Source organism: Herbaspirillum robiniae (assembly GCF_002213415.1).
Classification (GTDB): domain Bacteria; phylum Pseudomonadota; class Gammaproteobacteria; order Burkholderiales; family Burkholderiaceae_D; genus Herbaspirillum; species Herbaspirillum robiniae.
Map to the genome: position 1 here is coordinate 183,845 of NZ_NJGU01000004.1, position 25,006 is coordinate 208,850.

The following is a 25,006-nucleotide window of genomic DNA, read 5'->3' on the forward strand; positions in this document are numbered from 1 at the left end:
TTGTGGTTCCGGATCGGGATCCGGAAACGTAAAAGGTCGCCAAAAACGCAAAAGGCCGATTAACTTTCGTTAATCGACCTTTTATGTTTTGGTGCCCACGGAGGGACTCGGTCACGTACCTCGACCCCGCCCGGCCTTGCAAGGCCGGGCTTTCGAGTCCCACCCGCAAAGCGCGCAGGCGCTTTGCTCGTGTACCCCAAAACGCAAAAGGCCGATTAACTTTCGTTAATCGACCTTTTATGTTTTGGTGCCCACGGAGGGACTCGAACCCCCACACCTCGCGGCACATGGACCTGAACCATGCGCGTCTACCAATTCCGCCACGTGGGCCTTCTGCACTGCGTTGCTGCTTTGTTGCCGTGCTTGAAAGAGGCTGCATATTAAGGGTAATTCTGCAGGTGGTCAACAGCTAATTTGAATTTTTTACGGATTTTTTTTCGAGTGGTTCAGATCAGCTGTTTTCACTCTGGTTTTTGCCGCTGCGCCACCGCCGGGAAGCGCGAGATTCGGTGGTGCTGGTGGCGTGTCGATATCAGCGCAGCGACGCCGGATCCTGGCTATCGCAAAGACGGCAAGACGCGATAGCCGCCACCTCTGCACGCGTTGCTCGCCTCAGCACCCGTCGTCCCCGCGAAGGCGGGGACCCAGTGACGTTTGTTGCGCGTAAAGAGCCGCAGAGCGATCCAGACAACCGGCACAAAGAAAAACGGCGACCGCCAGGGTCGCCGTTGTCCATTGCACCTGGCAGGCGTGCAGATCAACCGCCCAGATAAGCCTCGACCACCTTGGGATTGCCCAGCAGGTTGGCGCCGCTGTCTTCCAGCACGATCTTGCCGGTCTCCAGCACGTAGCCGCGTTGCGCGATGCGCAGCGCCTGGCGCACGTTCTGTTCCACCAGCAGCACCGTCATGCCGGTCTTGTTGATCTCCTGCACGATGCGGAAGATCTCCTGGATGATCAGCGGGGCCAGCCCCATCGACGGTTCGTCCAGCAGCAGGACCTTGGGCTTGGCCATCAGCGCGCGGCCGATCGCCAGCATCTGCTGCTCGCCGCCGGAGAGGTTGCCGGCGAGACCCGCGGCGCGGTTCTTCAGCACCGGGAAGAGGGAATACACCCACTCCAGGTCGCGCGCCACGCCGTCCTTGTCGCGACGGGTGTAGGCGCCCAGCGCGAGGTTTTCCTCGACGGTGAGCGTGGTCAGTGTGGCGCGGCCTTCGGCCACCTGCACCACGCCGGATTCGACGATGCGGTGCGGCGACAACCTGGTCAGGTCTTCGCCGTTGAACAGCACCTTGCCGCGGGCCGCCTTCACCAGTCCGGAAATGGCCAGCAGCGAGGTGCTCTTGCCGGCGCCGTTGGCGCCGACCAGCGCGGTGATCTCGCCTTCGTTCAATGTCAGGCTGATGCCCTTGACCGCTTCGATGTGGCCGTAGGCGACGGCCAGGTCCTCGACCTGCAGGATGGGTTTGGTGGCGCCTGTCATGCTTCTTCCTTGCCGAGGTAGGCCTCGATCACTTCCTGGTTGTTCTTGATCTGGTCCGGCGTGCCTTCGGCGATGATCTTGCCGAAGTTGAGCACGGCGATGCGCTCGCACAGGCCCATCACGAAGCGCATGTCGTGCTCGATCATGAAGATCGAGAAACCGCGCTGCTTGATGTTGACGATCTCGGCCATCAGTTCGGTCTTCTCCGACGGATTCATGCCGGCCACCGGTTCGTCCAGCAACAGCAGCTTGGGCTTGGTGGCCAGCGCGCGGGCGAACTCCAGCTTGCGCTGCTCGCCGTAGGAGAGGCTGTCGGCCAGCATGTGCGCCTTGTGATCCAGGCGCACCCACGACAGCAGCTCCAGCGCGCGCTCGCGCGCTTCTTTCTCTACCTTGCGGAAGCCGCCCAGGTTGAACAGCATGCTGGCCACGCCGTAGTTCAGGTGGTCGTGCATGCCGACCACGACGTTTTCCAGCAGCGTCATTTCCTTGAACACGCGGATGTTCTGGAAGGTGCGCGCGATGCCGCGTTCAGTGATCTTGTGCGGGGCGACTTCGCCGATGTCTTCGCCGTTGAAGCTGATGCTGCCCGAAGAGGCGCGCAAAAGGCCCGTGATGAGGTTGAAGACCGTGGTCTTGCCGGCGCCGTTGGGGCCGATCAGGCCGAAGATCTCGCCTTCGTTGACGTTGAAGTTCACGCCCTGCAGCACCTGCAGGCCGCCGAAGTTCTTGCTGATTTGCTTGAGTTCTAACAGCATCACTTCACCTTCTTTCCTGCTTGGTCAGCAGCGTTGCGGCCCAGGAACGCGCGGATGCGGCGCGGGTCCCAGATGCCCTTGGGCAGGTAGAGCACCACCAGGATCAGGATCAGGCCGTTGATGGCCAGGCGGAAGTCCTTGAAGTGACGCAGCACTTCCGGCAACAGCGACAGGATGGTCGAGCCGATCATCGGGCCGATCAGGTTGCTGGTGCCGCCGAAGACCGCCATGGTCAGGATGTCGACCGCGTTCTCGAAGCCGTAGTTGTTGGGGCCGATGGTGAACGTGAAGTGCGCGTTCAGGCCGCCGGCCACGCCGGCAATGGCCGCCCCGATGACGAAGGCCAGCAGCTTATAGCCGGCCACGTTCACGCCCATCAGGCGCGCCGCCACTTCGTCTTCCTTGATCGCCTCGAAGGCGCGGCCGGTCTTGGAGCGGCGCAGGCGCGCCAGCGCGTAGATGGTCACGCCCAAGAGCAGCACGATATGCCACCACTCGGTCAGCGGCGGCACGCCGTTCAGGCCCATGGGGCCGCCGGTGATGTCGAGGTTGAGCACGATCACGCGCACCACTTCGCCGAAGCCCAGCGTGGCCATGGCCAGGTAGACTCCGGACAGGCGCAGCGTCGGGATGCCGATCACCAGCGCCACCAGCGAGGGCAGCACGCCGCCGGCGGCCAGCGCGATGGGCAGCGGCAGGTCGTATTGCATCGTCAACAGCGACGCGGTGTAGGCGCCGATGCCCATGAACGCCGCGTTGGCCAGCGACAGCAGGCCGCACGAGAGCGTCACGTAGATGGAGAGGGCCAGCATGGCGTTGACGCCGATGCTGAAAATGACGGTGTTGTAGGTGGCCCAGAAGCCATCCCACCATTCCATAAAGCTCATGGTCTTATGCCTTTCTTTCCAGCACTTTGCCAAACATGCCGGACGGCTTGACCAGCAGGATCAGGAACAGGAGGCCAAAGGCCACCGCGTCGCGGAAGTCGCTCGAGATGTAAGCCACGGTCAGCACCTCGGCGAAACCGAGGAACAGCCCGCCGATCATCGCGCCGCGGATGTCGCCCATGCCGCCCAGGATGATCACGGCGATGCCCTTGTGCAGCATCGGCTGGCCCATGAAGGGCGAGATCGCGTTGAAGGACACGCCCACCAGCACGCCGGCAGCTCCCCCGAGCGCCGCTGCGGCAAACGAGGTCAGAAGGAACAGGCCCTCGACGTTGATGCCCAGCAGGTAGGCCGCCTTGGGCGACTCGGCGATGGCGCGCAGCGCGCGGCCGAGCTGCGTCTTGCGCATCACGCCCAAGAGCACCACCATCAGCACGAAGGCGATCACCACGATCGCCACCTGCACCGCGGTGATGTGCAGGTTGCCCAGGCTCACGCTCTCCTCGGGGATGGTGCCCACCGGGAAGCGCTTGTTCTCGGCACCGAAGATGCCCTGCGAAATGTTGGTGATCATGATGGCCACGCCGATGGTGGCGATCATGGGAATCAGGTGGGGCGCATTGCGTTTGCGCAAAGGCTTCAACACCAGCACGTCGACGATCAGGCCGATCAGGCCGGTGGCGATCATGGCCAGGATCAGCGCCAGCCAGAGCGGCAGCGCCATTTGCTCGACCAGCAAGAGGGCGGCGTAGCTGCCCAGCATGAAGATCGCGCCGTGCGAAAGATTGATCACGCCCAACACGCCGAAGACCAGCGTGAAACCGAGCGCGAAGAGCGCGTACACGCTGCCCAGCGAAAGGGCATTGATGAGCTGTTGTTCTAACATAGGGCCTGCATTAGGTGGTGGGTTCGCTCCCGCGCATGACGTATCCCTCGGCAGGCGGGCGATGTATCCCTCGTTACATCGTCGGAACTGCGGCCTTTGAAGAGCCGCCGGCAAAACGTCGCGGCGCTTCCCGCGTGCGGCGTTTTGTCGGCCACTCTTGGTGAGTCTTCAGGCCTGTTCTGTATTCCGTACTTTTAGGAACCGGATTGGCAGCCGGTGATGCTTGCGCGCCTTCGGGTGCGGCACGACCGCCCGGAGGGCGGCCGCGCCGTACTTGCGGAGGAGAGCTTCGCTGCGTAGCCGAATCGCTTCGGCGATTACTTCAGCAGGACGAACTTGCCGCCCTTGGCGATGTTGACGATCGCTTCCTGGTCGGCGTCGAAACCGACCTGCTTGCCCGCAACCGGGGGCGCAGCGCGGAAGGCGAACTTGCCGGTGGCGCCGTCGATCTTCACGGCCGGCAGCGCTTCACGCAGGGCGTCGCGGTCCTTGGCCAGGTTGCCGGACAGCTTCACGTTCTTCAGCGCTTCGGCCACGATGTACAGGGCGTCATACGCTTGCGCGGCGAACTGGTCGGGATCGGAACCGAACTTGGTCTTGAAGGCCGCGATGAACGCCTTGTTGGCCGGGGTCAGGTTTTCCGACGACCAGGGGCTGCCCATCAGGGTGTTGTCGCCGGCGTCCTTGGCGATCTCGAACAGCTTCGGCGAGTTCAGGCCGTTGCCGCCGATGAACGGCTGCTTCATGCCCAGCGCGCGGGTCTGCAGGATGATGTTGGCGGCTTCCTCGGCCAGGCAGGAGCAGACGATGGCGTCCGGGTTGCCGGCCTTGATCTTGGTCAGCTGGGCCTTGAAGTCGACGTCGCCCTTGGCATAGGCCTCGGTGGTGGTGGTCGGGATCTTCTGCTGTTCCAGGGTGGCCTTGAAGACGTCGTAGCCGGACTTGGTGAAGGCGTCGTCGTTACCGTAGATCACGGCGACCTTCTTGATGCCGAAGTGCTTCACGGCGGCCTTGACGGTGACGGGCAGCACGTCGGCTTCCATCACGGAGTTGCGGAAGGTGAAGGGGCCCATCGCGGTGATGCCGTCAGCGGTGTTGCTGGTGCCGAAGGCCACGACCTTGGCGGCGTTGGCGATCGGGTCGGCGGCGAAGGCCGAGTTCGACAGGGTGGGGCCGAACACTGCCAGCACCTTGTCCTGGAAGATCAGTTTCTTGAAGACGTTGATGGCTTCTTCTTTTTTGCCTTGTTCGTCTTCGACGACCAGGGCCAGCTTGTTGCCGTTGACGCCGCCCTTGGCGTTGATCTCTTCGGCGGCCAGCGTGAAGCCGTTCTTGATGGCCACGCCGTACTTGGCGGCCGGGCCGGTCAGCGCTTCGGCGACGCCCAGCTTGATGTCGGCGGCGACGGCGCCGTGCGCCAGGGTTGCGCCCAGCAGCAGCGCGGGAATGGTCTTGAGCATGGTATTGATTTGCATCGAGTTCTCTCCTCAGTTAGATATTTTGGAACCGGACGTCCACGCCCGCGCAGCCCGGCGCGAGTGTCTACGGCGATTCCTTCATCGAGGATGATGCAAAAGGCGCCCGGGATAACGGGACTTGTGCTCCATCCTCTGAAGGCCGTTTTGCGGCCCCTTTCGATACAGCCGGCACAGCATACCTCAAAAAGAGGCGCCGGACCGGCTTCTACAACCCGCGGCAGGGCTCCCGGGTAGGGAACCATGCCGCGGCATGCGAATGACCGTTCCCGAGGGAACGGCGGGTGGTGCTTATTTCAGTTCGTTGCGGATATGCGCGATGGCCGCACGCACCTGGTTGGGCGCGGTGCCGCCGATGTGGTCGCGCGCGGCGACCGAGCCTTCCAGCGTCAATACCTCGAACACGTCTTCGCCGACCAGCGACGAGAACGCGCGCAGTTCATCCAGCGACAGGTCGGCCAGGTCGCAGCCGCGGTCCACGCAGGTACGCACCGCGTGCGCGACGGCTTCGTGGGCGTCGCGGAAGGGCAGGCCCTTCTTGACCAGGTAGTCGGCCAGGTCGGTGGCGGTGGCGTAGCCCTGCAGCGCGGCGGCGCGCATGGCTTCAGGCTTGACGCTGATGCCGCGCGCCATGTCGGCGAAGATGCGCAGCGTGTCGGTCAGGGTGTCGACGGTGTCGAACAGCGGTTCCTTGTCTTCCTGGTTGTCCTTGTTGTAGGCCAGCGGCTGGCCTTTCATCAGGGTCAGCAGCGAGATCAGGTGGCCGTTGACGCGGCCGGTCTTGCCGCGGGCAAGTTCGGGCACGTCCGGGTTCTTTTTCTGCGGCATGATCGACGAGCCGGTGCAGAAGCGGTCGGCGATGTCGATGAAGCCCACGCGCGGGCTCATCCAGATCACCAGCTCCTCGGACATGCGCGAGATGTGGGTCATCACCAGCGCGGCGCTAGCGCAGAATTCGATGGCGAAGTCGCGGTCAGAGACGGCGTCCAGCGAGTTGCGGCAGACGTCGTCGAAGCCCAGGGTCTTGGCCACGCGCAGGCGGTCGATCGGGAAGGTGGTGCCGGCCAGCGCGGCGGCGCCCAGCGGCAGGCGGTTGATGCGCTTCCTGGCGTCGGCCATGCGTTCGGCGTCGCGGCCGAACATCTCGACATAGGCCAGCACGTGGTGGCCGAAGGTGATCGGCTGCGCCACCTGCATGTGGGTGAAGCCCGGCAGGATGGTGTCGGCGTGCTGCTCGGCCAGGTCCAGCAGGGCGCTGCGCAGTTCGCGCAGCAGGCCGATGATGTCGTCGACCGCGCCGCGCATGTAGAGGCGGATGTCGGTGGCGACCTGGTCGTTGCGCGAGCGGCCGGTGTGCAGGCGCTTGCCGGCGTCGCCGACCAGTTCGGTCAGGCGCTTCTCGACGTTGAGGTGGACGTCTTCCAGGTCCAGCAGCCACTCGAACTTGCCGGCGTCGATTTCGCCCTTGATCTGCGCCATGCCGCGCTGGATCTCGGCGTAATCGGCGGCGCTGATGATGCCCTGGTGCGCGAGCATCTCGGCGTGGGCCAGCGAGCCCTGGATGTCGACCTGGGCCAGGCGGTTGTCGAAGAAGACCGATGCGGTGTAGCGCTTGACGAGGTCGGAAACGGGTTCAGAAAAGCGAGCCGACCAGGCTTCGCTCTTTTTCGAAAATTGGTCTGTCATATTGGGAATTCCGGAGAATGGGCGATTATAGCAAGCGCTGCCGCGCCAAGCCACGCCGCCGCAGTGGGAAATGCTGATCAATGCGGTTTTTTCGCATCCGCCGCGCTGTCTTGCGCACGCTTTTTCCATGTCCCGGGAAGCCGTTTTTCCATCAGTGATGAGCTGAGAATTTGTGATGTTTCCGCATGGCATTGTTTGTGCTTGTTGTTTCGGCGCAGTCTCTCCCGTAAAGCACAAAAAGCTTGCCCGAGTGGCAAATTTGGCCGCTATACTCGAATCGCGATGACTAACTTGGCAGTTAAGCGAGGAAGTTAAGAAGCGCTGAAGAAAGCAAGATGTTTGGGGGTCGTCTTACAGGTCTTACAGGAGAGAAGGTCATGAATTTGGAAGCACTGTTTCAGCAGCAAACCGCATTGCCCAGCATTCCCAAGGTGGTGCAGGAAGTCATCGAGAGCTTCAACAACGAATCGGTCTCCATCGAGGAGATCGGCAAGAAACTGGCGGCAGATCAGGTGCTGAGCGCGAAGATCCTGCGCCTGGCCAATTCCTCGTATTACCACGTCTCGCGCACCATCGGCACCGTCGAAGACGCCGTGCTGATGCTCGGTTTCATGACCGTGCGCACGCTGGTGGTGTCCACCGGCATGGCGGGCAGCTTCAAGAAGCTGCCGGGCGTGGACCTGAAGCTGTTCTGGCGCTACAGCCTGGATACGGCCGTCGTGGCCAAATGGCTGGCCAAGCGCATCAAGGTCAATTCCGATTTCGCCTTCACCGTCGGCCTGATGCACGCCATCGGCCAGCTGGTGATGCACGCCGGCATGCCCGAGCAGGCGCTGCAGGTGGACAAGGTCGCAGGCCCACTGGATGCGCGCCGCCTGGATGTGGAGCGCAAGTCCTTCGGTTACGACTTCTCCGACGTCGGCGCCGAGCTGGCCAAGCGCTGGCGCTTCCCGGACGAGTTCTCGCAGGTCATCAAGTCTTTCCCGCAGCCGCTGGAAGGCAAGTTCGACCAGTTCGCCGCGATCGTCCACCTGGCTGCCTGGCGCGCCCGCGCCGAGGAGAACAAGTATTCCGCCGATGAACTGGAGTCGACCTTCCCGGCCGACGTGGCCGAGAAGCTGGGCCTGAAGTTCGACGTCTTCACCGAAGAAATGCCGCCGCTGGCCGAGCTGAGCGAGGGCATGCAGGAACTGATCAACTGAAGCGAGTGATGCGGGCTCGCCGTTGCGGCGGGCCTTGCAAGCAAAAATGCCGGCGCACGCAAGTGGCCGGCATTTTTTATTGGCGCGTCCGATCAGTGACCGGCGGTCAGTAGTTCAGCTTGGCGTCCAGGAAGTTCAGCATCGAACGATAAGCCAGGGCCCGGGCATCCGGGTTGGCGCCGCTGGTCACGCCTTCGCCGGGCTTGCCCACGCCGGCGATGTCCATGCGCACGTGCACCGGCATGCCGGGCGCGTCGAAGTCATGGTAGGTGTCCGGATAGAGGCGCAGCGCGATCTCGGTGTCGGCGCCCTGCATCTTCTTCTGCATCGCCTCGCAGGCCTGCGGCGGCGTCCAGTCGTCGTTCTCGCCCATCAGGATCAGCAGCGGCGAGGCCGGTTTGAACGGTTCGCTGGGCTTGGCGTAGGGGCGGCAGTCCGGATAGAAGGCCACGGCCGCACGCGGCTGGATCTTGCGCACGGCCACATCGGTGTCGGCCAGGTTCAGCGACGCGAGGATGGTGGAGGCGCCATGCGACCAGCCCAGCAGGGCCAGGCGGGTGGTGTCCACATCCTTTTGCTGCGACACCCAGTGCAGGGCGGCTTGCACGTCGTAGCGGCGGTTCTGGGCGCTGGCTTCGCGCTGGGACAGGCTGTCCTGGCAGGTCGAACGGCGGCCGCGCGGCGTGAAGCTGTCCGGGAACAGGACGTTGTAACCGGCGTCCGTGAGCACGCGCGCCATCGCCAGGTGGCGCGGCGTGAATTCGCCCTTGCCGTCGCGCACCATGCTGTAGAGGCCGCCGCAGCCGTGCATGGCGATGACGGTCGGGAACTTGCCGTTCTTGTCGGTGGCAAGCGAGGTGCGGGCCTTGATCCATACGCCGTACAGCGAGGTGGCGCGGCCGCCCTTGCCGTCGACGCTGGTCAGCGAGACGCGCTGGGCCACCAGCGGCGGAGGCGGCGCCGAATTGGGCGCGGCGTGGACGAGCGTGGAGGCGGCTGCGAAAAAGAGAGCGCCGAAGCAAAGCGAGACGAGAGATTTTCCCCGGATACGCATGTTTGTGTGATTCCCCGTGTCGATACCCGCGCCGCCGTTCTCGATGCGTCCCCATGCGCCGTGAGGTTGATTCTTCGATAAAGAATCCACGTCCGGCTGCGGCGGCTGCGGTTTGATCCTTGTTGAGGTTCTATTTTACAAAATGAAGCCCGTTCGTGTCGGGCCAACCGTGTTTTTGCAACGCAAAAAAACTGATCCAGCTCAGGAAGCGGCGTCGCCTGTCCGGCCCGCGCAACACAGTTGCCGGGGCGTCAAATGCCATCCTGATCATAGGTTATCGGCATGCTAACGCGGTTCTTGAGACGCAGCGTTTCATCCATTTCCTGAATTGTCCGCGGGCAATGAAAAAAGCCCCGCCGAGTGGTCCTCGACGGGGCTTGCCGGACGGCTCGGCCATCGGCCGTGGCGGCGTGCTGTCGGCGTCAGCCGGTGTTGCGCAGGCCGGCGGCGACGCCGTTGATGGTGAGGTGGATGCCGCGCTGCACGCGTTCTTCCGGCGTGCGTTTGGCGGCCACGGTGGCGCGGTGGCGCTTGATCAGTTCGACCTGCAGGTGGTTCAGCGGGTCGAGGTAGGCGAAGCGGTTCTTGATCGAGCGCGCCAGTAGCGGGTTGGCCGACAGGCGTTCCTTGCTGCCGGTGATCGAGGACAGCAGGGCGCTGGTGCGCTCGTGCTCGTCGGTGATGCGGCCGAAGATCGTGTTGCGCAGCTTGCGGTCGGCCACCAGTCCCGCGTAGCGCGAGGCCACGGCGAGGTCGGTCTTGGACAGCACCATGTCCATGTTGGACAGCAGCGCCGCGAAGAACGGCCATTCCTTGCACATGGCGCGCAGCGTGGCCAGGCGCCTGGCGTTTTCCTTGGCGTTGCCGGCGTCTTCCAGCCAGCCCGAGACCGCGCTGCCGAAGCCGTACCAGCCCGGGAACAGCAGGCGACACTGGCCCCAGGAGAAGCCCCAGGGAATCGCGCGCAGGTCTTCGATGCGCTGGGTCGCCTTGCGCGAGGCCGGGCGCGAGCCGATGTTGAGCTGCGCGATTTCGGCGATCGGCGTGGCGGCGAAGAAGTAGTCGGTGAAGCCCGGGGTCTCGTAGACCAGGTTGCGGTAGGCGCGGTAGGCGCGTTCGGACAACTCTTCCATCACGCGCTCGAACTCGGCCAGCTTCCTGGCCTCCTTGCCGTCGGCCGCATGCGGCATCAGGCTGGCTTCCAGGGTCGCGGCGACCAGCAGTTCCAGATTGCGGCGGCCGATTTCCGGATTGGAGAACTTGGAGGCGATGATCTCGCCCTGTTCGGTCAGGCGGATCTGGCCGTTCACGGTGCCCGGCGGCTGCGCCAGGATGGCCTGGTAGCTCGGGCCGCCGCCGCGGCCGACGGTGCCGCCGCGGCCGTGGAACAGGCGCAGCTTGACGCCTGCCTCGTTGAACAGCTCGACCAGCTGGTTCTCGGCCTTGTAGAGCTCCCAGTTGGAGGTCAGGAAGCCGCCGTCCTTGTTGGAATCCGAATAGCCCAGCATCACTTCCTGCAGCTTGCCCTGCTTGGTGATCAGCGGCTTGACCTGCGGCAGCGTCAGCCAGCCGCGCATGATCTCGGCGGCGCAGCGCAGGTCGGGGATGGTCTCGAACAGCGGGATGACCATCAGCTCCAGTTCCTTCAGCTGGTTGCCTTCGATGTGCAGCAGGCCCGTCTCCTTCTGCAGCAGCAGCACTTCCAGCAGGTCGGACAGGGTCTCGGTGTGCGAGATGATGTAGTTGCGGATGGCGCGCTCGCCGTAACGGCGGCGGATCTCGCGCGCGGTGCGCAGGATGGCGAGCTCGGAATTGGTTTCGTCGGCGTAGTCCAGGTAGGGCGAATACAGCAGGCGCGGCCTGGACAGTTCGCCCAGCAGCAGCGCGACCTTGCGTTCCTCGCTCAGCGCCGCGTAGTCGTTTTCCACCTGCGCCTTGGCGAACAGCTCGGCCAGCACGCGCTCGTGGATGTCGGAGCTCTGGCGCATGTCCAGCGTGGCCAGGTGGAAGCCGAAGATCTCGACAGCGCGCTTCAAGCCCGCCAGGCGCGGCTTGACCAGCGCGGCGCCGTGGTTGGCCTGCAGCGAGGCCACCAGCACCTCCAGCTCGGCCACGCAGTCGGCCGGCGCGGCATAGGGCGCTGCGGCGCCCACTTCCTGGCGCAGGATGTTGACCACGCCCAGCGCGCGGGCGGTGGCGGCCAGGCGCGCGTACACGCCGATCAGGGCGCGGCGGTAGGGCTCGTCGGCGCGGTGGTCGGAATGGTCGGGCGAGGCGTCGGCCAGCTTTTGCAGCTCGGCGCTGGCGTCCACCATCAGGGTCGAGATCGAGAGCTCGGCGCCCAGCGTGTGCACCTCTTCCAGGTAGTAGTCGAAGATGGTGGCCGACTGGCGCTTCAGCGCATGCTGCATGGTGCCGGCGTTGACGTTGGGATTGCCGTCGCGGTCGCCGCCGATCCAGCTGCCCATCTGCAGGTAGGGCGGCAGTTCGGCCGCCGCGCGGGATTTGCCGCGCGAGGGGAACTGGCTGTCGATCTCGGCTTCGACGTCGTCGTACAGCGCCGGCAATTCGCGCAGGAAGGTGATGCGGTAGTAGGAGAGGGCGTTTTCGATCTCGTCGGCCACCGTCAGCTTGGTATAGCGCAGCATGCGCGTCTGCCACAGCGTGGCGATGCGCGCGCGCAGCAGCTCGGTGTTGTGGCGCAGCTCCTTGGGCGTGAGCGGATTGTCGCGCTCGGCCACCAGGCGGGCGATCTCGCGCTCGGCGTCCAGGATGCTCTTGCGCTGCACTTCGGTCGGGTGGGCGGTCAGCACCGGCGAGACCAGCGCATCCTTGAGGAAGTTGCGCACCTGGGCGCCGGACACGCCGGCGTCATCCAGGCGCGACAGCGCATACGCCACGCTGCTGGGCTGCGGCGCGGAACCCGCCAGCAGGTGCGCGCGGCGGCGGCGGTTGTGGTGCTGGTCCTCGGCGATGTTGGCCAGGTGCGAGAAATACGAGAAGGCGCGCACCACCGAATTGGTCTGGTCGCGGGTCAATTTCTTCAGCAGCTTGTCGAGCTCGGCGCCGGCCTTGGCGTCCGACTCGCGGCGAAAGCGCACGGCGGTCTGGCGGATGGTCTCGACGACCTCGAAGACTTCGTCGCCTTCCTGTTCGCGCACGACCTCGCCCAGCAGGCGGCCGAGCAGGCGGATGTCTTCTTTGAGCGGCGCGTCCTTGTCGACGCCGCGAACGGTCTTGCTGGCGGCGGGTGTGGATTTTGCGTCGCCGGAACGGGAGTTGGAGGAAGCGGAGCGGGCACTGCGTTTAGTTGGATTTGTAGTTGCCATGATCAACGTTTGCTGCGGTTTTCGAGGGAGAAAGTCGTGCTTGTGGATCGGTGCTGCATGCTAGAATTTGCGTCGATATTTTTGTCTCTGTCTAATTATTTTCAGTCTGAAATCACCGGCCGCCTGCTTTCCCTGTCTCCTCTGCCGCGGGTGCCACGACTGAATCGGAAAGCCCGTCTTGAAAGAATTCCCTCCTTCCAAAATCGTCATCGTCTCGCGTGAGAGCCGCCTTGCCATGTGGCAGGCCGAGCACGTGCGGGACCGGATCCAGGCATTATATCCGCAGTGCAGCATAAGTATCCTCGGAACCACCACCCGCGGCGACCAGATCCTCGATCGCACGCTGTCCAAGGTGGGCGGCAAGGGCCTGTTCGTCAAGGAGCTGGAGGTGGCCATGGCCGAAGGGCGCGCCGATCTCGCGGTGCATTGCCTGAAGGACATGCCGATGGAGCTGCCGGAAGGATTCGAGCTGGCCGTCATCATGGAGCGCGAGGATCCGCGCGACGCCTTCGTCTCCAACGACTACGCCTCGCTGGACGCGCTGCCGGCCGGCGCCGTCGTCGGCACCAGCAGCCTGCGCCGCCAGGCGATGATTGCCGCGCGCTACCCGCATCTGGTGGTCAAGCCGCTGCGCGGCAACCTCGACACCCGCCTCTCCAAGCTCGACCGCGGCGACTACGCGGCCATCATCCTGGCCGTGGCCGGGCTGAACCGCCTGGGCCTGAAGCAGCGTATCCGCTTCTACCTCGAGCCGGAGCAGAGCCTGCCGTCGCCCGGCCAGGGCACGCTGGCCATCGAGATCCCGGCCGGTCGCGAAGAGCTGCGCCGCTTCCTGGCGCCGCTGCATGACGAGGCCGCCGCCGTGGCCTCGGCCGCCGAGCGCTCGGTGTCGCGCATCTTCGGCGCCAGCTGCCAGATCCCGCTGGCGGCCTACGCCACCGTGGACGGCGCGCGCGTGCGCCTGCGCGCGATGATCGCCACGCCCGACGGCAGCCGCAGCGCCGCCGCCGAGGCCGAAGGTTCCGCCGACGCGCCGGAAGCGCTGGGCGAACAGGTCGCGGCCCTGCTCAAGGCCAAGGACGCCGACGCCATCCTTGCCGCCTGCAAGGCGCAGGCCGATGCCGAATCGTCCTGATAGCGGCCGGGCTGCGCCGGTCGTGGTGACGCGGCCGCTGCAGCAGGCGCAGGCTTTCGCATCCCGCGTCGAGGCGCTGGGGCGGCAGGCCGAGATATTTCCCTTGCTGGCCATCGAGCCGGTCGACGACCCCTCCGAACTGCAGGCCGTGCTCGGCCGGCTGGAAGACTTCGCGCTGGCCGTGTTCGTCAGTCCCAACGCCATCGATGCGGCTTTTCGCTGCCTCGGCACTTGGCCTGCCGGCGTGCCGATCGGCATCGTCGGCGAAGGCAGCCGCGCAGCCTTGCGCGCGCATGGCGTCGACGAGCGCAATGCCGTCATCTTCGCGCCGCAGGGCGACGGCAAGATGGATTCCGAGGAGCTGCTCAAGGCGCTGCCGCTTGCGCGCCTGCGCGGCGGGCGGGTGCTGGTGGTGCGCGGCCAGAGCGGCCGCGACTTCCTCACCGAGGCCTTGCAAGAGCAGGGCGTGACGGTCGAGCACGTGACCGCCTACCGCCGCCTGGCGCCCGCGCTGGACGAGCGCAATCGCGCGCGCTTGCTGGCTTTGGCCGACCACGGCGCGGACTGGGTGGTGACCAGTTCCGAGGCATTACGCAATTTGATCGAGATGACAAGACTAGCCGGAGGCGATGATCGTGTGGTAAAACTGCAACGACAACGGATCATCGTCTCGCACCACAGGATCGCGCAGACCGCCCAGTCGCTGGGCTTTTGCGCAGTGATCCTGGCCGGTTCGGGCGACGAACGACTACTTGCCGCGTTACAATCCAGCCCATGAACGAACAGCAATCCACCCCAGAGTCCAATCTGCCGGAGACCAAGCCGGAGGCGAGCTACAACAACGCATCCGCGTCTTCCGCATCCTCCTATTATTCCTCGGCTCCCGACGGCACCGCGCCGCTGCGCCGGCGCCAGCGCGTGCTGACCATCCTGCTGCTGCTGGTCATCATCGCCCTGGGCGCCCAGTGGTGGCTGTCGCGCACCGAGCTGCGCGACCTGCGCAGCGAAGTCGCGCAGCGCCTGCAGACCGGCGACAACAGCAACAACGAGCTCAAGGGCGTGCTCAAGTCGGTTCAGGAAAACACCAAGGAACTGCAATCCAAGGTCAGCGTGCTCGACAGCAAGCAGGCCGAGTCCCAGAGCCAGCAGCTGGCGCTGGAGCAGATGTACCAGGACCTCAACAAGAACCGCGACGACTGGGCGCTCTCCGAGATCGAGGAAGTGCTGTCCACCGCCGACCAGCAGCTGGAGCTGGCCGGCAACGTGCAGGGCGCGCTGATCGCCCTGCAGAACGCCGACAAGAGCCTGTCGCGTTCGGACAAGCCGCAGTTCATCGCCATCCGCCGCGCGATCGCGCGCGACATCGACCGCTTGAAGGCGCTGCCCACCGTGGATATCGCCGGCATCGCCGTGCGCCTGGACAGCGCCATCGGCCAGATCGACAACATGCCGCTGCTGGTGGACGAGAAGCCGGTCGAATCGGCCAACGAACCCAAGCCGCGCATGGCGCCGCAACCGGCCGCCAAGCCGGCGGCAAAGGCCGCGGCCAAGAACGGCAAGGCGCAGGCGGCCGACGCCCCGGCCGAACCGTCGGCCTGGTCGCAATGGCTGGCCGGCGCCCAGGACAAATGGCAGAGCATGAGCACCGAGATGTGGGCCGAGCTGCGCCAGCTGGTGCGCATCCGCGAAGTGCAGACGCCCGAGGCGATCCTGCTGTCGCCGGGCCAGGCCTACTTCGTGCGCGAGAACCTGAAGCTGCGCCTGCTCAACGCCCGCCTGGCGCTGCTGTCGCGCAATGAGTTCGCCTTCCGCAACGACCTGTCGGCAGCGCAAGACAGCATCGCCAAGTATTTCGACACGCGCGCCAAGCAGGTGCAGACCACCCAGGCGCTGTTGAAGCAGGTGCAGGGCAGCAACCTGGCGATCCAGATGCCGACGCTGGCCGAGAGCCTGAACGCGGTGCGCAACTACAAAGCGCGCCACTGAGCGGGACAGGACAATCGATATGAAAATCCTGCTCTGGCTTCTCACCCTGTTCGCGTCCGCCATCGGCCTGGCCGTGCTGGCGCGCTTCAATCCGGGCAACGTGGTGCTGTTCTACCCGCCGTACCGGATCGATCTTTCGCTGAATTTCTTCATCTTCGCGATCCTGGCGATCTTCCTCGCCATCTACGTGGTCATCCGCGCCGTGCGCCTGACGCAGAAGCTGCCCGGCCGCGTGATCGCCTATCGCCGCGCCAAGCGCGAGAATGAGAGCAACAAGGCCCTGCGCGACTCCCTCAAGGCCTATTTCGAAGGCCGTTTCGGCCAGGCCGAGAAGTCTGCCACGCGCGCCTCCGACCTGCCGGACAACGCCGGCATCGCCGCGCTGATCGGCGCGCGCGCCGCGCACCGCATGCGCCAGGGCGACCGCCGCGATATCTGGCTGGCCAGCACCGAAGTCGATCCGACCCTGAAGGCGGCGCGCCTGATGACGGCGCTGGAGCTGCAGGTCGACGAGCATCACTTCAAGCAGGCGTTGGAAACGGTCGAAGAGCTCAACGCCAACGGCACCCGCCACATCCAGGCGCTGCAATGGGCCCTGAAGGCCAACCAGCAAGCCAAGAACTGGCCCGAGGTGCTGCGCCTGGTGCAGACGCTGGACAAGCGCAATGCGCTGCATCCGGCGCTGTCGAACCGCCTGCGCGAGATGTCTTACGATGCGCTGATGTCGGACCGCGCGCACGACGCCGAGTCGATCCGCCTGCTTTGGTCGGGCGTGCCCAGCGCGGACAAGCTCAAGCCCTTCATCGCGGCCCGCGCGGCGCATGCCTTCTCGACCCGCGGCCTGCACGACGAGGCGCGCACCTTGCTGGAACGCGCGCTGGCCGCCGACTGGGACATCCGCCTGCTGCGCGCCTACCGCGAGTCGACCGCGGAAGCCGGTTCGGCCGCGTTGCTGGCGCAGATCGAGCATTGCGAGGCCTGGCTGGCCAAGAACCCGACCGACGCCGAGCTGGCCCTGACCCTGGGCATGTTCTGCCTGCGCCAGAAGCTGTGGGGCAAGGCCCAGCGTCATCTGGAGCAGGCCCTGTCGGACGCCATCGAGCCGCGCACCGTGCGCGAGTCGCACCTGGCGCTGGCGCAATTGCACGAAGCACTGGACCAGCCCGAACAAGCCAGCGCGCACTACAAGCAATGCGCGCTGGCTACGGCGATCCGCTGAACCAATTCGCCGGTATCGGAACAAAGGCGGAAGCGGCTGCGGCCCTTCCGCCTTTTTTCATGCCTGCCGGCGCTGTCATGCTGGCGTAAGTTGCCGCCGCTAAGGTGGCGCCAGGCCTGAGCCCGTTGGCCGCGCGCATGCAGGTTGGCGCGCGGAAACGGTCCGGCAGAGCTTTTCCGGGCGTACGAGGTCGGAAGCTTGGCAGAATGCCGCTATAATTGCGGCTTTCTGCGATTTCCGCGCTTTATGCGCGGATTGGCGCCGATCCAGAATTCCGCTTTTTCGTTTTCTTTCCCCCTTAGTGAGAATCCCATGAGCCTGAACAACGTTCCCTCCGGCCGCGACCTGCCGAATGATTTCAACGTGATCATCGAGATCCCGATGAACGCCGATCCGATCAAGTACGAAGTGGACAAGGATACCGGCGCGATCTTCGTCGACCGTTTCATGGGCACCGCCATGCACTATCCGTGCAACTACGGCTACATCCCCCAGACCCTGTCGCAAGACGGCGACCCGGTCGACGTGCTGGTGATCACCCCGTTCCCGCTGATCCCGGGCGTGGTGGTGCGCTGCCGTCCGATCGGCGTGCTGAAGATGTCCGATGAGTCGGGCATCGACGCCAAGCTGCTGGCCGTGCCGGTCGACAAGATCCTGCCGATCTACACCCACTGGCAAAAGCCGGAAGACCTGAACGAACTGCGCCTGAGCCAGATCAAGCACTTCTTCGAGCACTACAAGGACCTGGAAAAGGGCAAGTGGGTCAAGGTCGAAGGCTGGGAAGGCCCGGACGCGGCCCGCGAAGAAATCCTGGCAGGCGTGGAAGCCTACAAGAAGGCTGCCAAGTAAGCTGCAGTTGCTTTGCGAAGGCAAAAAGCCGGCCCTGCGCCGGCTTTTTGCTTTTTTGATGTGTTGTTTTGGTGGATGCCGATGCCGGTACAGGAAAACGTCGCTGGATCCCGGCCTGCGCCGTGATCACACGTAGGCGGTCATTCACACGCGAGGCGCTTCAAGTTGCTTTCGACGATGAAGCTCCGGCCCTAAGTGGTCGGAATCGCCTCCCCGGTGTCGTCCTGACGAAAGTCAGGACCCAGTGTCGTTCGTCGCGCGCGAAGGTCGGCATTGACTGCGCAGCCAACGCCACTGGATCCCGGCCTGCATCGGGATGGCGGAGGAGATGTGGCAGCGCCGATATCCCGGCATGTGCGGCAAAAACAAAGACGCCCTGTCAGGCGGCCTGACAGGGCGTTTTTCAGTACATGGCGACGAAATTCAATCCAGCTTCGCTGCATGCTCCCGCGTCGCATGGAACACCACCTCCGGCCAGCGCTCCTGCGTCAGGCGCAGGTTCACGCCCGAGCTGGCAAGGTAGGCCAGGTTGCCGGCGGCGTCGACCGCCAGGTTGGCGCCGGCCGAGGATTTCTCGAAGTCGGCCAGTTTCTTCTTGTCCTCGCAGGTGATCCAGCGCGCGCTGCTGATGCTGGTGCCTTCGAAGACTGCGTCCACGCCGTACTCGTTGAGCAGGCGGCTGGCCACCACTTCGAACTGCAGCACGCCCACCGCGCCCAGGATCAGGTCGCTGCCGGTGACCGGCTTGAACACCTGCACTGCGCCTTCTTCACCCAGCTGCTGCAGGCCCTTGTGCAATTGCTTGATCTTCAGCGGATTGCGGATGCGCGCCACGCGGAAGAAGTCCGGCGCGAAGTAGGGGATGCCGGTGAACTGCAGCATCTCGCCTTCGGAGAAGCTGTCGCCGATCTGCATGTTGCCGTGGTTGGGCAGGCCGATGATGTCGCCGGCGTAGGCTTCTTCCACCTGTTCGCGGCTCGAGGCCATGAAGGTCACCACCGAAGACACCTTGATGTCGCGGTTCAGGCGCAGGTGCTTCAATTTCATGCCGCGCTCGAAGCGGCCCGAGCACACGCGCAGGAAGGCGATGCGGTCGCGGTGCGCCGGGTCCATGTTGGCCTGGATCTTGAACACGAAACCGGAGAACGGTTCTTCCACCGGCTTGACTTCGCGCACCGTCGCATCGCGGCCGCCCGGGCCCGGGGCCCAGTCCAGCAGCGCGTCGAGAATCTCGCGCACGCCGAAGTTGTTGACCGCCGAGCCGAAGAACACCGGGGTCTGCACGCCGGCCAGGAAGTCCTCCAGGCTGAAGGGATGCGAGGCGCCATGCACCAGCTCCACTTCCATCTTCAGTTGCTCGATTTCCATCGGGAACATCTCGGCCAGCTTGGGATTGTCGATGCCCTTGATGATTTCCACGTTGCCGTTGGCGCGCTCTTCGCCGGCCTTGAACAGCATGATCTCGTCGCGCAGCAGGTGATACACGCCGCGGAAGTTCTTGCCCATGCCGATGGGCCAGGTCACCGGCGCGCACTGGATCTTCAGCACCGATTCCAGCTCGTCCAGCAGTTCCAGCGGATCGCGGGTTTCGCGGTCCAGCTTGTTCATGAAGGTGATGATCGGGGTGTTGCGCATGCGGCAGACGTTGAGCAGCTTGATGGTCTGCTCTTCCACGCCCTTGGCCGCGTCGATCACCATCAGCGCGGAGTCGACCGCGGTCAGCACGCGGTAGGTGTCTTCCGAGAAGTCCTGGTGGCCCGGGGTGTCGAGCAGGTTCACCACGTGGTCGCGGTATTCGAACTGCATCACCGAGCTGGCCACCGAGATGCCGCGCTGCTTTTCGATCTCCATCCAGTCCGAGGTCGCATGGCGCGCGCTCTTGCGCGCCTTCACGGTACCCGCCATCTGGATCGCGCCGGAGAACAGCAGCAGCTTTTCGGTCAGCGTGGTCTTGCCGGCGTCGGGGTGGGAAATGATGCCGAAGGTGCGGCGGCGCTTTACTTCGCGCGCGATCAGGTCGGTCGAGACTTTACGCTCGCCGGAATCGGCGGCGCCTGCAGTAGCGTCGATGTCGGCGCCATTGATGTCGTTGCTGGGTTCTTGCATGTCGGATCTGTCGGTTCGGGGCAAAGCGCCGTCACATGGCCCGGGGAAGGCCAATGAAAAAAGGGCTGGAAAATCCAACCCTTGATGGCCTCGCATGCGCGACCTTGCGGGCGCGCGCGGCATGTTCGGAAAACTCTGGAAAGTGCAGGATTATACCCGATCCGGATCGCGCCAAGCCCGGTTTTCCGGCGGGCAACAGGTCCCGCCGGAAACGCCAGGAAGCCGCTCGCCTGGCCGCTCACTTGCCATCGTCGCGACGGTCGTTGCGCGACTGTTGCTCGCGCCTGGCTTGCTCTTGCTGGTGCCGGCCCTGTTCCTGCTGCTGGCGTGCCTGCTCCTGTTGCTGGCGCTGCTGCTGCTGCTGCTGCTGCTGCTGCGCCTGGCGTTGCTGGTCCCGCGCCTGCTCGGCCTGGCGCGCCTGCGTATCGTGCATCTGCTGCTGGCGCTGCTGCACCTGGCGCTCCTGGGCCTGCTGCTGTTGGCGCTGTTCGCGCACCATCTGTTCCCGCTGGCGCTGCTGGTCGTTGGCTATCTGCTCGCGCTGGCGTTGCTGATCATGCGCCTGCTGCTCACGTTGATGCTGCTGGGCCTGGGCTTCGCGCGTCTGGGCAGCCTGTTGCTCCCTGGCCTGGCGCTGGCGCTCCTGATCCTGCTGGATCACGCGCTGCTGCGGGCCGGGCGCTGCAGCCGGCGGTGGCGGCAGGGCAGCGGCCGGGCGCGCCTGCGGAGCCGACGGCACTTGTGCCTGCGCCTGTTGCGGGGCCGGCGAGCGCGGCGGCTCGGCCCGGCCATTGTTGGCCTGCGGCGGGTTCGGGTGCTGCTGGTAACGCTGGCCGCCATAGCGCGCGTCGTGGTGCCATGCCACCGGGCGCTGGTTCACGGTGACGTTGCGGTTGACCGTGACATTGTTGGTTACGTTGTTGTTGGTGACGTTGGTGATGCGCGTCTGCGTCACCATCACCTGGCGCTGGCGCCAGTCGGGACGCGCATCGCCGAAGGCCGCGCGCATCACACCGATGCCGCTGCTGAAACTGATGCTGGCCGTCACGCCCGGGCTGTAGTGCGGCGGGCGATAGCGCGGCGGCGGCGTCCACACCACCGGCGGCGCCGAAGGCCACCACCAGCTGCCGTAGACCACCACCGGATTGTAGTAGGGCACATAGACCACCTGCGGATCGACCGGCTCGATCATGATCAGCCCGTCATCGGCCAGCACGCGCTGCTGCGGGCTGGACTGCAGGCTGCCGGCAACCTGTGCGCGTTCGCGCAGGTTCTGCACCGTATCCATCACCGGGCCCTGCTGCGCGAGGAAGGCCTGGCCCAGCTGCTGCATCCAGTCCAGCCGGTCATTCATCATCGCCAGCACCGAGGGGAACTGCACCAGCGACTTCACGCTGGGATCCCAGGGCATCGGCGCCACCGCGCGCGCCAGGCCGTCGCCCTGCAGGCCGGGGCGCGCCTCGACGAAGCGCTGCGCCTGCACCACTTCCAGCGGATAGGTGGCCGCCATCAGCACCTGCGCCAGCAGGGAGTCGGGGTAGAGCGCCACCGGCGCCAGCATCTGGTCCAGCTGCTCCTGGGAGTAAGACGCCGGCGGCGGCGGATAGGCGGATTGCGCCTGCGCTGCGGGCATGCCCGATACCAGCGAGAATACGAGGCAGGCGGCCCAGGCCAGAGTTTTCTTGTTCACGTTGCCCTCCTGAATTGTTGTGCCGCGCCGGGGAGGGATACACAAGCGAACCCCGGCGCATGAACGGTGATCCTATGTTCGGCCAGTAGCGCTGAAGGAGGTGTAACGGAATTGCAAGCGGTGTTTCAAGCCTTGGACGCCGCGCGCGATGTTGCCGGCTTGGCAAGTGATGTCGCCGGCCGACCGGCTTTGTGCTGGCGCAGCATTGGCGCAAAAGCTAAACTGTTTCTACTACAACATTCCAATCATTCATTGAAGCAAGGGAAGAGCATGAGCCAACACCTGATCTGGCGGCGGGATGATTTCCTCATCGATACCGATCCCGACCGGCTGGACATCCCATTGATCCATAGCGTGCTGACCGCTTCCAGCTGGTCGCCCGGCATCGACCTCAATACCGTACGCACGGCCATCGCCAACAGCCTGTGCTTCGGCGTCTATCGCGGCAGCCAGCAGATCGGCTTCGCCCGCGTCGTGACCGACCACGCCACCTTCGGCTACCTGTGCGACGTCTTCATGATCGAAGACCTGCGCGGTCACGGCCTGGGCCGCTGGCTGATCGAATCCTGCAACCAGCATCCGACGCTGCTCAAGTTGCGTCGCGTGATGCTGACCACCTCGACCGCGCCGTGGCTGTATGCGCGCTGTGGTTTCGAGGCGATCAACCGCGGCGATTTCGTCTGGCACATTTCGCGGCCGGATATCTATACCTCGCAGGGCCAGTGATTCCCTCCTGAAAGCGGCCTGCTCAGGCCGCCACGTCGAAGGCTTCAGCCGGCAGCCCGGCCGCGCGCCGCTGGTGCATGTGGACATACGCGTGCTCCAGGTGGCGGGTGAACAGGCTGCTGTCGAACAGCGGCGACGACAGGCGCTGCTGGTCCAGCCGGTGCCTGAATGCCGCCAGCTTTTCACGGTCGCGCGCCAGTTCCAGCGCCAGCGCCTGATACTCCTCGTTGCTGTGGGTGATGAGTTCCGGTACGCCCGCAGCGCTCAACAGGCTGGCCGCCACCCGGCCGGCGAATGAATGGCCGGCCCGGGTAACGACCGGCAATCCCATCCAGAGCGCATCGCTGGCATTGGTGTGGGCGTTGTAGCTGAAGGTGTCGAGGAACAGGTCAGCCATCCGGTAGCGCGCCAGGTGTTGCGACGGTTCGATGAAGGGGGCGAACACCAGCCGCTCGGCAGCCACGCCCCGGCGCCGCGCCTCTTCGCGCAGCCTGTCGCAGGCGTCGGAATCCGTATGCAGCAGCCACAGCACGCTGCCGGGCACTTCATGCAAAAGGCGCATCCAGATGTCGAAGCTCTCCGGCGCCAGCTTGTAGCCGTTGTTGAAGCTGGCGAAGACGAAGCCGTCTTCCGGCAGGCCCAGTTCGGTTCTCGAGAAGCGTTTGTCGCTGATCGTGCGCGCGCGGTCGTTGACCTGGTAGGAATGCGGCAGTCGCACCACCTGTTCCGCGTAGTGCGCCTCCGAGCCCGCCGGGATGACAACGCCGTCGCCGATGATGTAGTCCATATAGGGCACGCCGAGCGTGCCGGGGTAGCCCAGGTAGCTGACCTGCACCGGCGCCGCGCCGCGCGCGAAGATGCCGATGCGGTGCTCGCCCGTATAACCCTTCAGGTCAACGGCGATATCGATGCCCGCGGCGCGCGCCATCGCGGCGATCTCCTGGTCATTCTTTTCGCGCACGTCGATGAAGCTGTCCATTGCCGCCACCGCGCGCTTGCGCATCGCATCCTCGACCGGCGGACCGTACGAAAAGCCGACGATCTCGAAGCGCGACTTGTCGTGCTTCTCGAACAACTCCGCCATGAGGTGCATGGTCGCGTGGTTGTGGAAGTCGGCGGAAAAATAACCGATCTTGATGCGTTCGCCTGCGGCCGGCAGCGGCCAGGCTGCGCCGTCGCGCCGATCCGGGAAGAGGGCGGCGGCATACAGTCCGGCGCCCAGCAGCTCCAGTCGGGGATCGTCGAAGGCGGCGACTACAGGGAACGGATCGGTGCCGGGACGGCCCTGTTCGATGGTGGCTTGCACCCTGGCCAGCGCATCCTCCAGCCCCGACCAGTCCCACGCGCTCAACTTGCTCAGCAGCCAATGGCCGAGGGCATAGAGCGCGCCCGGCTCCTCGCCCTGCGCCATGGTTGCCTCATAGACGGAAGCGGCCTCGGCAAAGCGCTTCTGGCTGAACAGGCACATGCCCTTGCACAGCAAGGCCAGCGTGAAATCCGGACGCAGCGCAAGGGCCCGATCAAATGCCTCCAGCGCTTCCGCATGACGCTGCAGGTCCGCCAGGATCTCGCCCTTGATGCTCCACACTTGCGCATCGTCGGGGCGCAGGTCGATCGCGCGCTGGACGGCATCGAGCGCCGGCGCGTTCCAGCGCAATTCGCGGAAGGTGAGGCAGGTCTGCAGCCAGACGTCGGCATTCGACGGATCGATTCCGAAGGCCTGGTTGTAGGCTTGCAGCGCTTCCTGGAAACGGTCCTGCTTGCGCAGCACGGCGCCCTTGTTGACCCAGGCTTCGATCAGTTGCGGGTTGAGCGACAAGGCCTTGTCCAGCGCCTGCAGCGCCTCCTCGTAGCGCTCCAGCTTGTGCAGCACCAGGCCGAGATTGGACCAGGCCTGGAAGTAATCGGGGTGGAAGCCGATCAGCCTTTCGTAGCAAGCCGCCGCATCGGCCGGCCGGTCAAGCGCGCTGAGCGACACCCCGTAGTTCAGCCATGCATCGGCATGCTGGGGCGCCAGCTGCACCGCTTTCTTGTGGTGGGGAATGGCCTCTTCGTCCTTGCCGGTTTCAGACAGGGCCTTGGCCAGGTTGAATTGCGCCCAGTTGTTGTTGGGCTCGGCGACGACCGCTTTGCGGAACAAGCGGATGGCTTCCTGCTGCTCGCCCTTGATGCCCTTGATCACGCCCAGGATCAGCAGCGCGTCGAAATTCTTGGCGTGCATCTGCAGCACCTTGTTGAGGAGCTGTTCGGCCGCATCAAGATTGCCCTGATCGAAATACTGGACGGCTTGAGGCAGCAGCGATTGAATCTGGGGCGTCATGGTTCGTGTCGGAAAAGAAGGGCCGCGGCGCGAAGCGCACAGGGCGTGACGAAACCGGTGATTGTAAAGGAGATCGGCTATGCCCCGGAAACTGGGGGCTGTCAGATCAGAGCGCGACTACTACACGTTATTACCTTTATTGGACAGCGGAACGGATCTTAGTCTTTAAACTTCCAGATGGGACCGAATATGCCTTGTTCCGTCACCTTTCAGAT

18 protein-coding genes and 1 tRNA gene are annotated in these 25,006 nt (G+C 64.8%); 7 read left to right on the plus strand and 12 right to left on the minus strand.

Translation table 11 applies throughout. From position 1 onward, the window contains the following. Window positions 1-245 precede the first annotated feature (245 nt). The 7 genes from CEJ42_RS07555 to argH all read right to left on the minus strand — a co-directional run bounded on the left by CEJ42_RS07555 (window position 246) and on the right by argH (window position 7,175). Window positions 246-330 (minus strand) — tRNA-Leu (locus CEJ42_RS07555). Window positions 331-757: 427 nt separating this feature from the next. Beyond that, window positions 758-1,483 (minus strand): ABC transporter ATP-binding protein, encoded by a 726-nt coding sequence (locus CEJ42_RS07560; protein WP_088750515.1) that lies wholly within the window; start codon window positions 1,481-1,483, stop codon window positions 758-760. Continuing rightward, on the minus strand, window positions 1,480-2,241 hold the full coding sequence (locus CEJ42_RS07565) for an ABC transporter ATP-binding protein (RefSeq protein WP_079214517.1): 762 nt from the start codon (window positions 2,239-2,241) through the stop codon (window positions 1,480-1,482). Before CEJ42_RS07565 ends, CEJ42_RS07560 begins: the two co-directional genes overlap by 4 nt. Then, window positions 2,241-3,128, minus strand: a complete 888-nt coding sequence (locus tag CEJ42_RS07570; RefSeq protein ID WP_079214518.1) for a branched-chain amino acid ABC transporter permease — start codon at window positions 3,126-3,128, stop codon at window positions 2,241-2,243. Before CEJ42_RS07570 ends, CEJ42_RS07565 begins: the two co-directional genes overlap by 1 nt. A 4-nt stretch (window positions 3,129-3,132) precedes the next feature. After that, on the minus strand, window positions 3,133-4,014 hold the full coding sequence (locus CEJ42_RS07575; RefSeq protein WP_079214519.1) for a branched-chain amino acid ABC transporter permease: 882 nt from the start codon (window positions 4,012-4,014) through the stop codon (window positions 3,133-3,135). Window positions 4,015-4,331: 317 nt separating this feature from the next. Continuing rightward, the gene (locus tag CEJ42_RS07580; RefSeq protein ID WP_079214520.1) at window positions 4,332-5,489 is read right to left on the minus strand and encodes an ABC transporter substrate-binding protein; all 1,158 of its coding nucleotides are present in this window, start codon (window positions 5,487-5,489) and stop codon (window positions 4,332-4,334) included. Between the two features lie 291 nt (window positions 5,490-5,780). After that, the gene (argH, locus tag CEJ42_RS07585) at window positions 5,781-7,175 is read right to left on the minus strand and encodes an argininosuccinate lyase (protein ID WP_088750516.1); all 1,395 of its coding nucleotides are present in this window, start codon (window positions 7,173-7,175) and stop codon (window positions 5,781-5,783) included. 377 nt (window positions 7,176-7,552) lie between these two features. Between argH and CEJ42_RS07590 the strand changes: the two genes are divergently transcribed. Beyond that, complete coding sequence (locus CEJ42_RS07590; RefSeq protein ID WP_079214522.1) at window positions 7,553-8,377, plus strand: HDOD domain-containing protein; 825 nt, start codon at window positions 7,553-7,555, stop codon at window positions 8,375-8,377. A gap of 106 nt (window positions 8,378-8,483) precedes the next feature. On the opposite strand, the gene CEJ42_RS07595 is transcribed toward CEJ42_RS07590, so the two are convergent. Together CEJ42_RS07595 and ppc are read right to left on the minus strand one after the other, a co-directional pair. Next, window positions 8,484-9,320 (minus strand): dienelactone hydrolase family protein, encoded by an 837-nt coding sequence (locus CEJ42_RS07595; protein ID WP_243397813.1) that lies wholly within the window; start codon window positions 9,318-9,320, stop codon window positions 8,484-8,486. A 533-nt stretch (window positions 9,321-9,853) separates the two neighbouring features. Beyond that, window positions 9,854-12,760 carry a phosphoenolpyruvate carboxylase gene (gene ppc, locus CEJ42_RS07600; protein WP_088750739.1) on the minus strand — a complete coding sequence of 969 codons (2,907 nt, stop codon included), beginning with the start codon at window positions 12,758-12,760 and terminating at the stop codon, window positions 9,854-9,856. A 178-nt stretch (window positions 12,761-12,938) separates the two neighbouring features. On the opposite strand from ppc, the gene hemC reads away from it, so the two are divergent. From hemC to ppa, 5 genes are all read left to right on the plus strand, one after another. Beyond that, window positions 12,939-13,895: a hydroxymethylbilane synthase gene (hemC, locus tag CEJ42_RS07605; protein ID WP_088750518.1), complete on the plus strand. Its 957-nt coding sequence runs from the start codon at window positions 12,939-12,941 to the stop codon at window positions 13,893-13,895. Continuing rightward, window positions 13,879-14,673, plus strand: a complete 795-nt coding sequence (locus CEJ42_RS07610) for a uroporphyrinogen-III synthase (RefSeq protein ID WP_088750519.1) — start codon at window positions 13,879-13,881, stop codon at window positions 14,671-14,673. Before hemC ends, CEJ42_RS07610 begins: the two co-directional genes overlap by 17 nt. Then, window positions 14,670-15,881 carry a uroporphyrinogen-III C-methyltransferase gene (locus tag CEJ42_RS07615; RefSeq protein ID WP_088750520.1) on the plus strand — a complete coding sequence of 404 codons (1,212 nt, stop codon included), beginning with the start codon at window positions 14,670-14,672 and terminating at the stop codon, window positions 15,879-15,881. The genes CEJ42_RS07610 and CEJ42_RS07615 overlap by 4 nt, the downstream gene beginning before the upstream one ends. 19 nt (window positions 15,882-15,900) lie before the next feature. Then, window positions 15,901-17,100 carry a heme biosynthesis protein HemY gene (locus CEJ42_RS07620; RefSeq protein ID WP_079214527.1) on the plus strand — a complete coding sequence of 400 codons (1,200 nt, stop codon included), beginning with the start codon at window positions 15,901-15,903 and terminating at the stop codon, window positions 17,098-17,100. A 312-nt stretch (window positions 17,101-17,412) separates the two neighbouring features. Then, window positions 17,413-17,949, plus strand: a complete 537-nt coding sequence (gene ppa, locus CEJ42_RS07625) for an inorganic diphosphatase (protein ID WP_079214528.1) — start codon at window positions 17,413-17,415, stop codon at window positions 17,947-17,949. A gap of 423 nt (window positions 17,950-18,372) precedes the next feature. Here ppa and CEJ42_RS07630 read toward each other — a convergent pair whose 3' ends face one another. Continuing rightward, window positions 18,373-20,055, minus strand: a complete 1,683-nt coding sequence (locus tag CEJ42_RS07630) for a peptide chain release factor 3 (RefSeq protein WP_079214529.1) — start codon at window positions 20,053-20,055, stop codon at window positions 18,373-18,375. Between the two features lie 238 nt (window positions 20,056-20,293). Beyond that, on the minus strand, window positions 20,294-21,745 hold the full coding sequence (locus CEJ42_RS07635; protein ID WP_207760398.1) for a DUF3300 domain-containing protein: 1,452 nt from the start codon (window positions 21,743-21,745) through the stop codon (window positions 20,294-20,296). A 270-nt stretch (window positions 21,746-22,015) separates the two neighbouring features. Here CEJ42_RS07635 and CEJ42_RS07640 point away from each other — a divergent pair, with 270 nt between their 5' ends. Further along, entirely contained in the window at window positions 22,016-22,471 is a 456-nt protein-coding gene (locus tag CEJ42_RS07640; RefSeq protein WP_088750521.1) for a GNAT family N-acetyltransferase, read from the plus strand. Window positions 22,472-22,493: 22 nt separating this feature from the next. Here CEJ42_RS07640 and CEJ42_RS07645 read toward each other — a convergent pair whose 3' ends face one another. Continuing rightward, window positions 22,494-24,791: a tetratricopeptide repeat protein gene (locus CEJ42_RS07645; RefSeq protein ID WP_088750522.1), complete on the minus strand. Its 2,298-nt coding sequence runs from the start codon at window positions 24,789-24,791 to the stop codon at window positions 22,494-22,496. Window positions 24,792-25,006 lie beyond the last annotated feature (215 nt).

Bases quoted from the DNA above. Each gene is read 5' to 3' on its own strand.
- CEJ42_RS07575 (WP_079214519.1), bottom strand. From the start codon at position 4,014: ATGTTAGAACAACAGCTCATCAATGCCCTTTCGCTGGGCAGCGTGTAC.
- CEJ42_RS07645 (WP_088750522.1), bottom strand. From the start codon at position 24,791: ATGACGCCCCAGATTCAATCGCTGCTGCCTCAAGCCGTCCAGTATTTC.
- CEJ42_RS07610 (WP_088750519.1), top strand. From the start codon at position 13,879: ATGCCGAATCGTCCTGATAGCGGCCGGGCTGCGCCGGTCGTGGTGACG.
- ppc (WP_088750739.1), bottom strand. From the start codon at position 12,760: ATGGCAACTACAAATCCAACTAAACGCAGTGCCCGCTCCGCTTCCTCC.
- CEJ42_RS07615 (WP_088750520.1), top strand. From the start codon at position 14,670: ATGAACGAACAGCAATCCACCCCAGAGTCCAATCTGCCGGAGACCAAG.
- CEJ42_RS07630 (WP_079214529.1), bottom strand. From the start codon at position 20,055: ATGCAAGAACCCAGCAACGACATCAATGGCGCCGACATCGACGCTACT.
- CEJ42_RS07570 (WP_079214518.1), bottom strand. From the start codon at position 3,128: ATGAGCTTTATGGAATGGTGGGATGGCTTCTGGGCCACCTACAACACC.
- CEJ42_RS07560 (WP_088750515.1), bottom strand. From the start codon at position 1,483: ATGACAGGCGCCACCAAACCCATCCTGCAGGTCGAGGACCTGGCCGTC.
- ppa (WP_079214528.1), top strand. From the start codon at position 17,413: ATGAGCCTGAACAACGTTCCCTCCGGCCGCGACCTGCCGAATGATTTC.
- argH (WP_088750516.1), bottom strand. From the start codon at position 7,175: ATGACAGACCAATTTTCGAAAAAGAGCGAAGCCTGGTCGGCTCGCTTT.
- CEJ42_RS07565 (WP_079214517.1), bottom strand. From the start codon at position 2,241: ATGCTGTTAGAACTCAAGCAAATCAGCAAGAACTTCGGCGGCCTGCAG.
- CEJ42_RS07620 (WP_079214527.1), top strand. From the start codon at position 15,901: ATGAAAATCCTGCTCTGGCTTCTCACCCTGTTCGCGTCCGCCATCGGC.
- CEJ42_RS07590 (WP_079214522.1), top strand. From the start codon at position 7,553: ATGAATTTGGAAGCACTGTTTCAGCAGCAAACCGCATTGCCCAGCATT.
- CEJ42_RS07580 (WP_079214520.1), bottom strand. From the start codon at position 5,489: ATGCAAATCAATACCATGCTCAAGACCATTCCCGCGCTGCTGCTGGGC.
- CEJ42_RS07640 (WP_088750521.1), top strand. From the start codon at position 22,016: ATGAGCCAACACCTGATCTGGCGGCGGGATGATTTCCTCATCGATACC.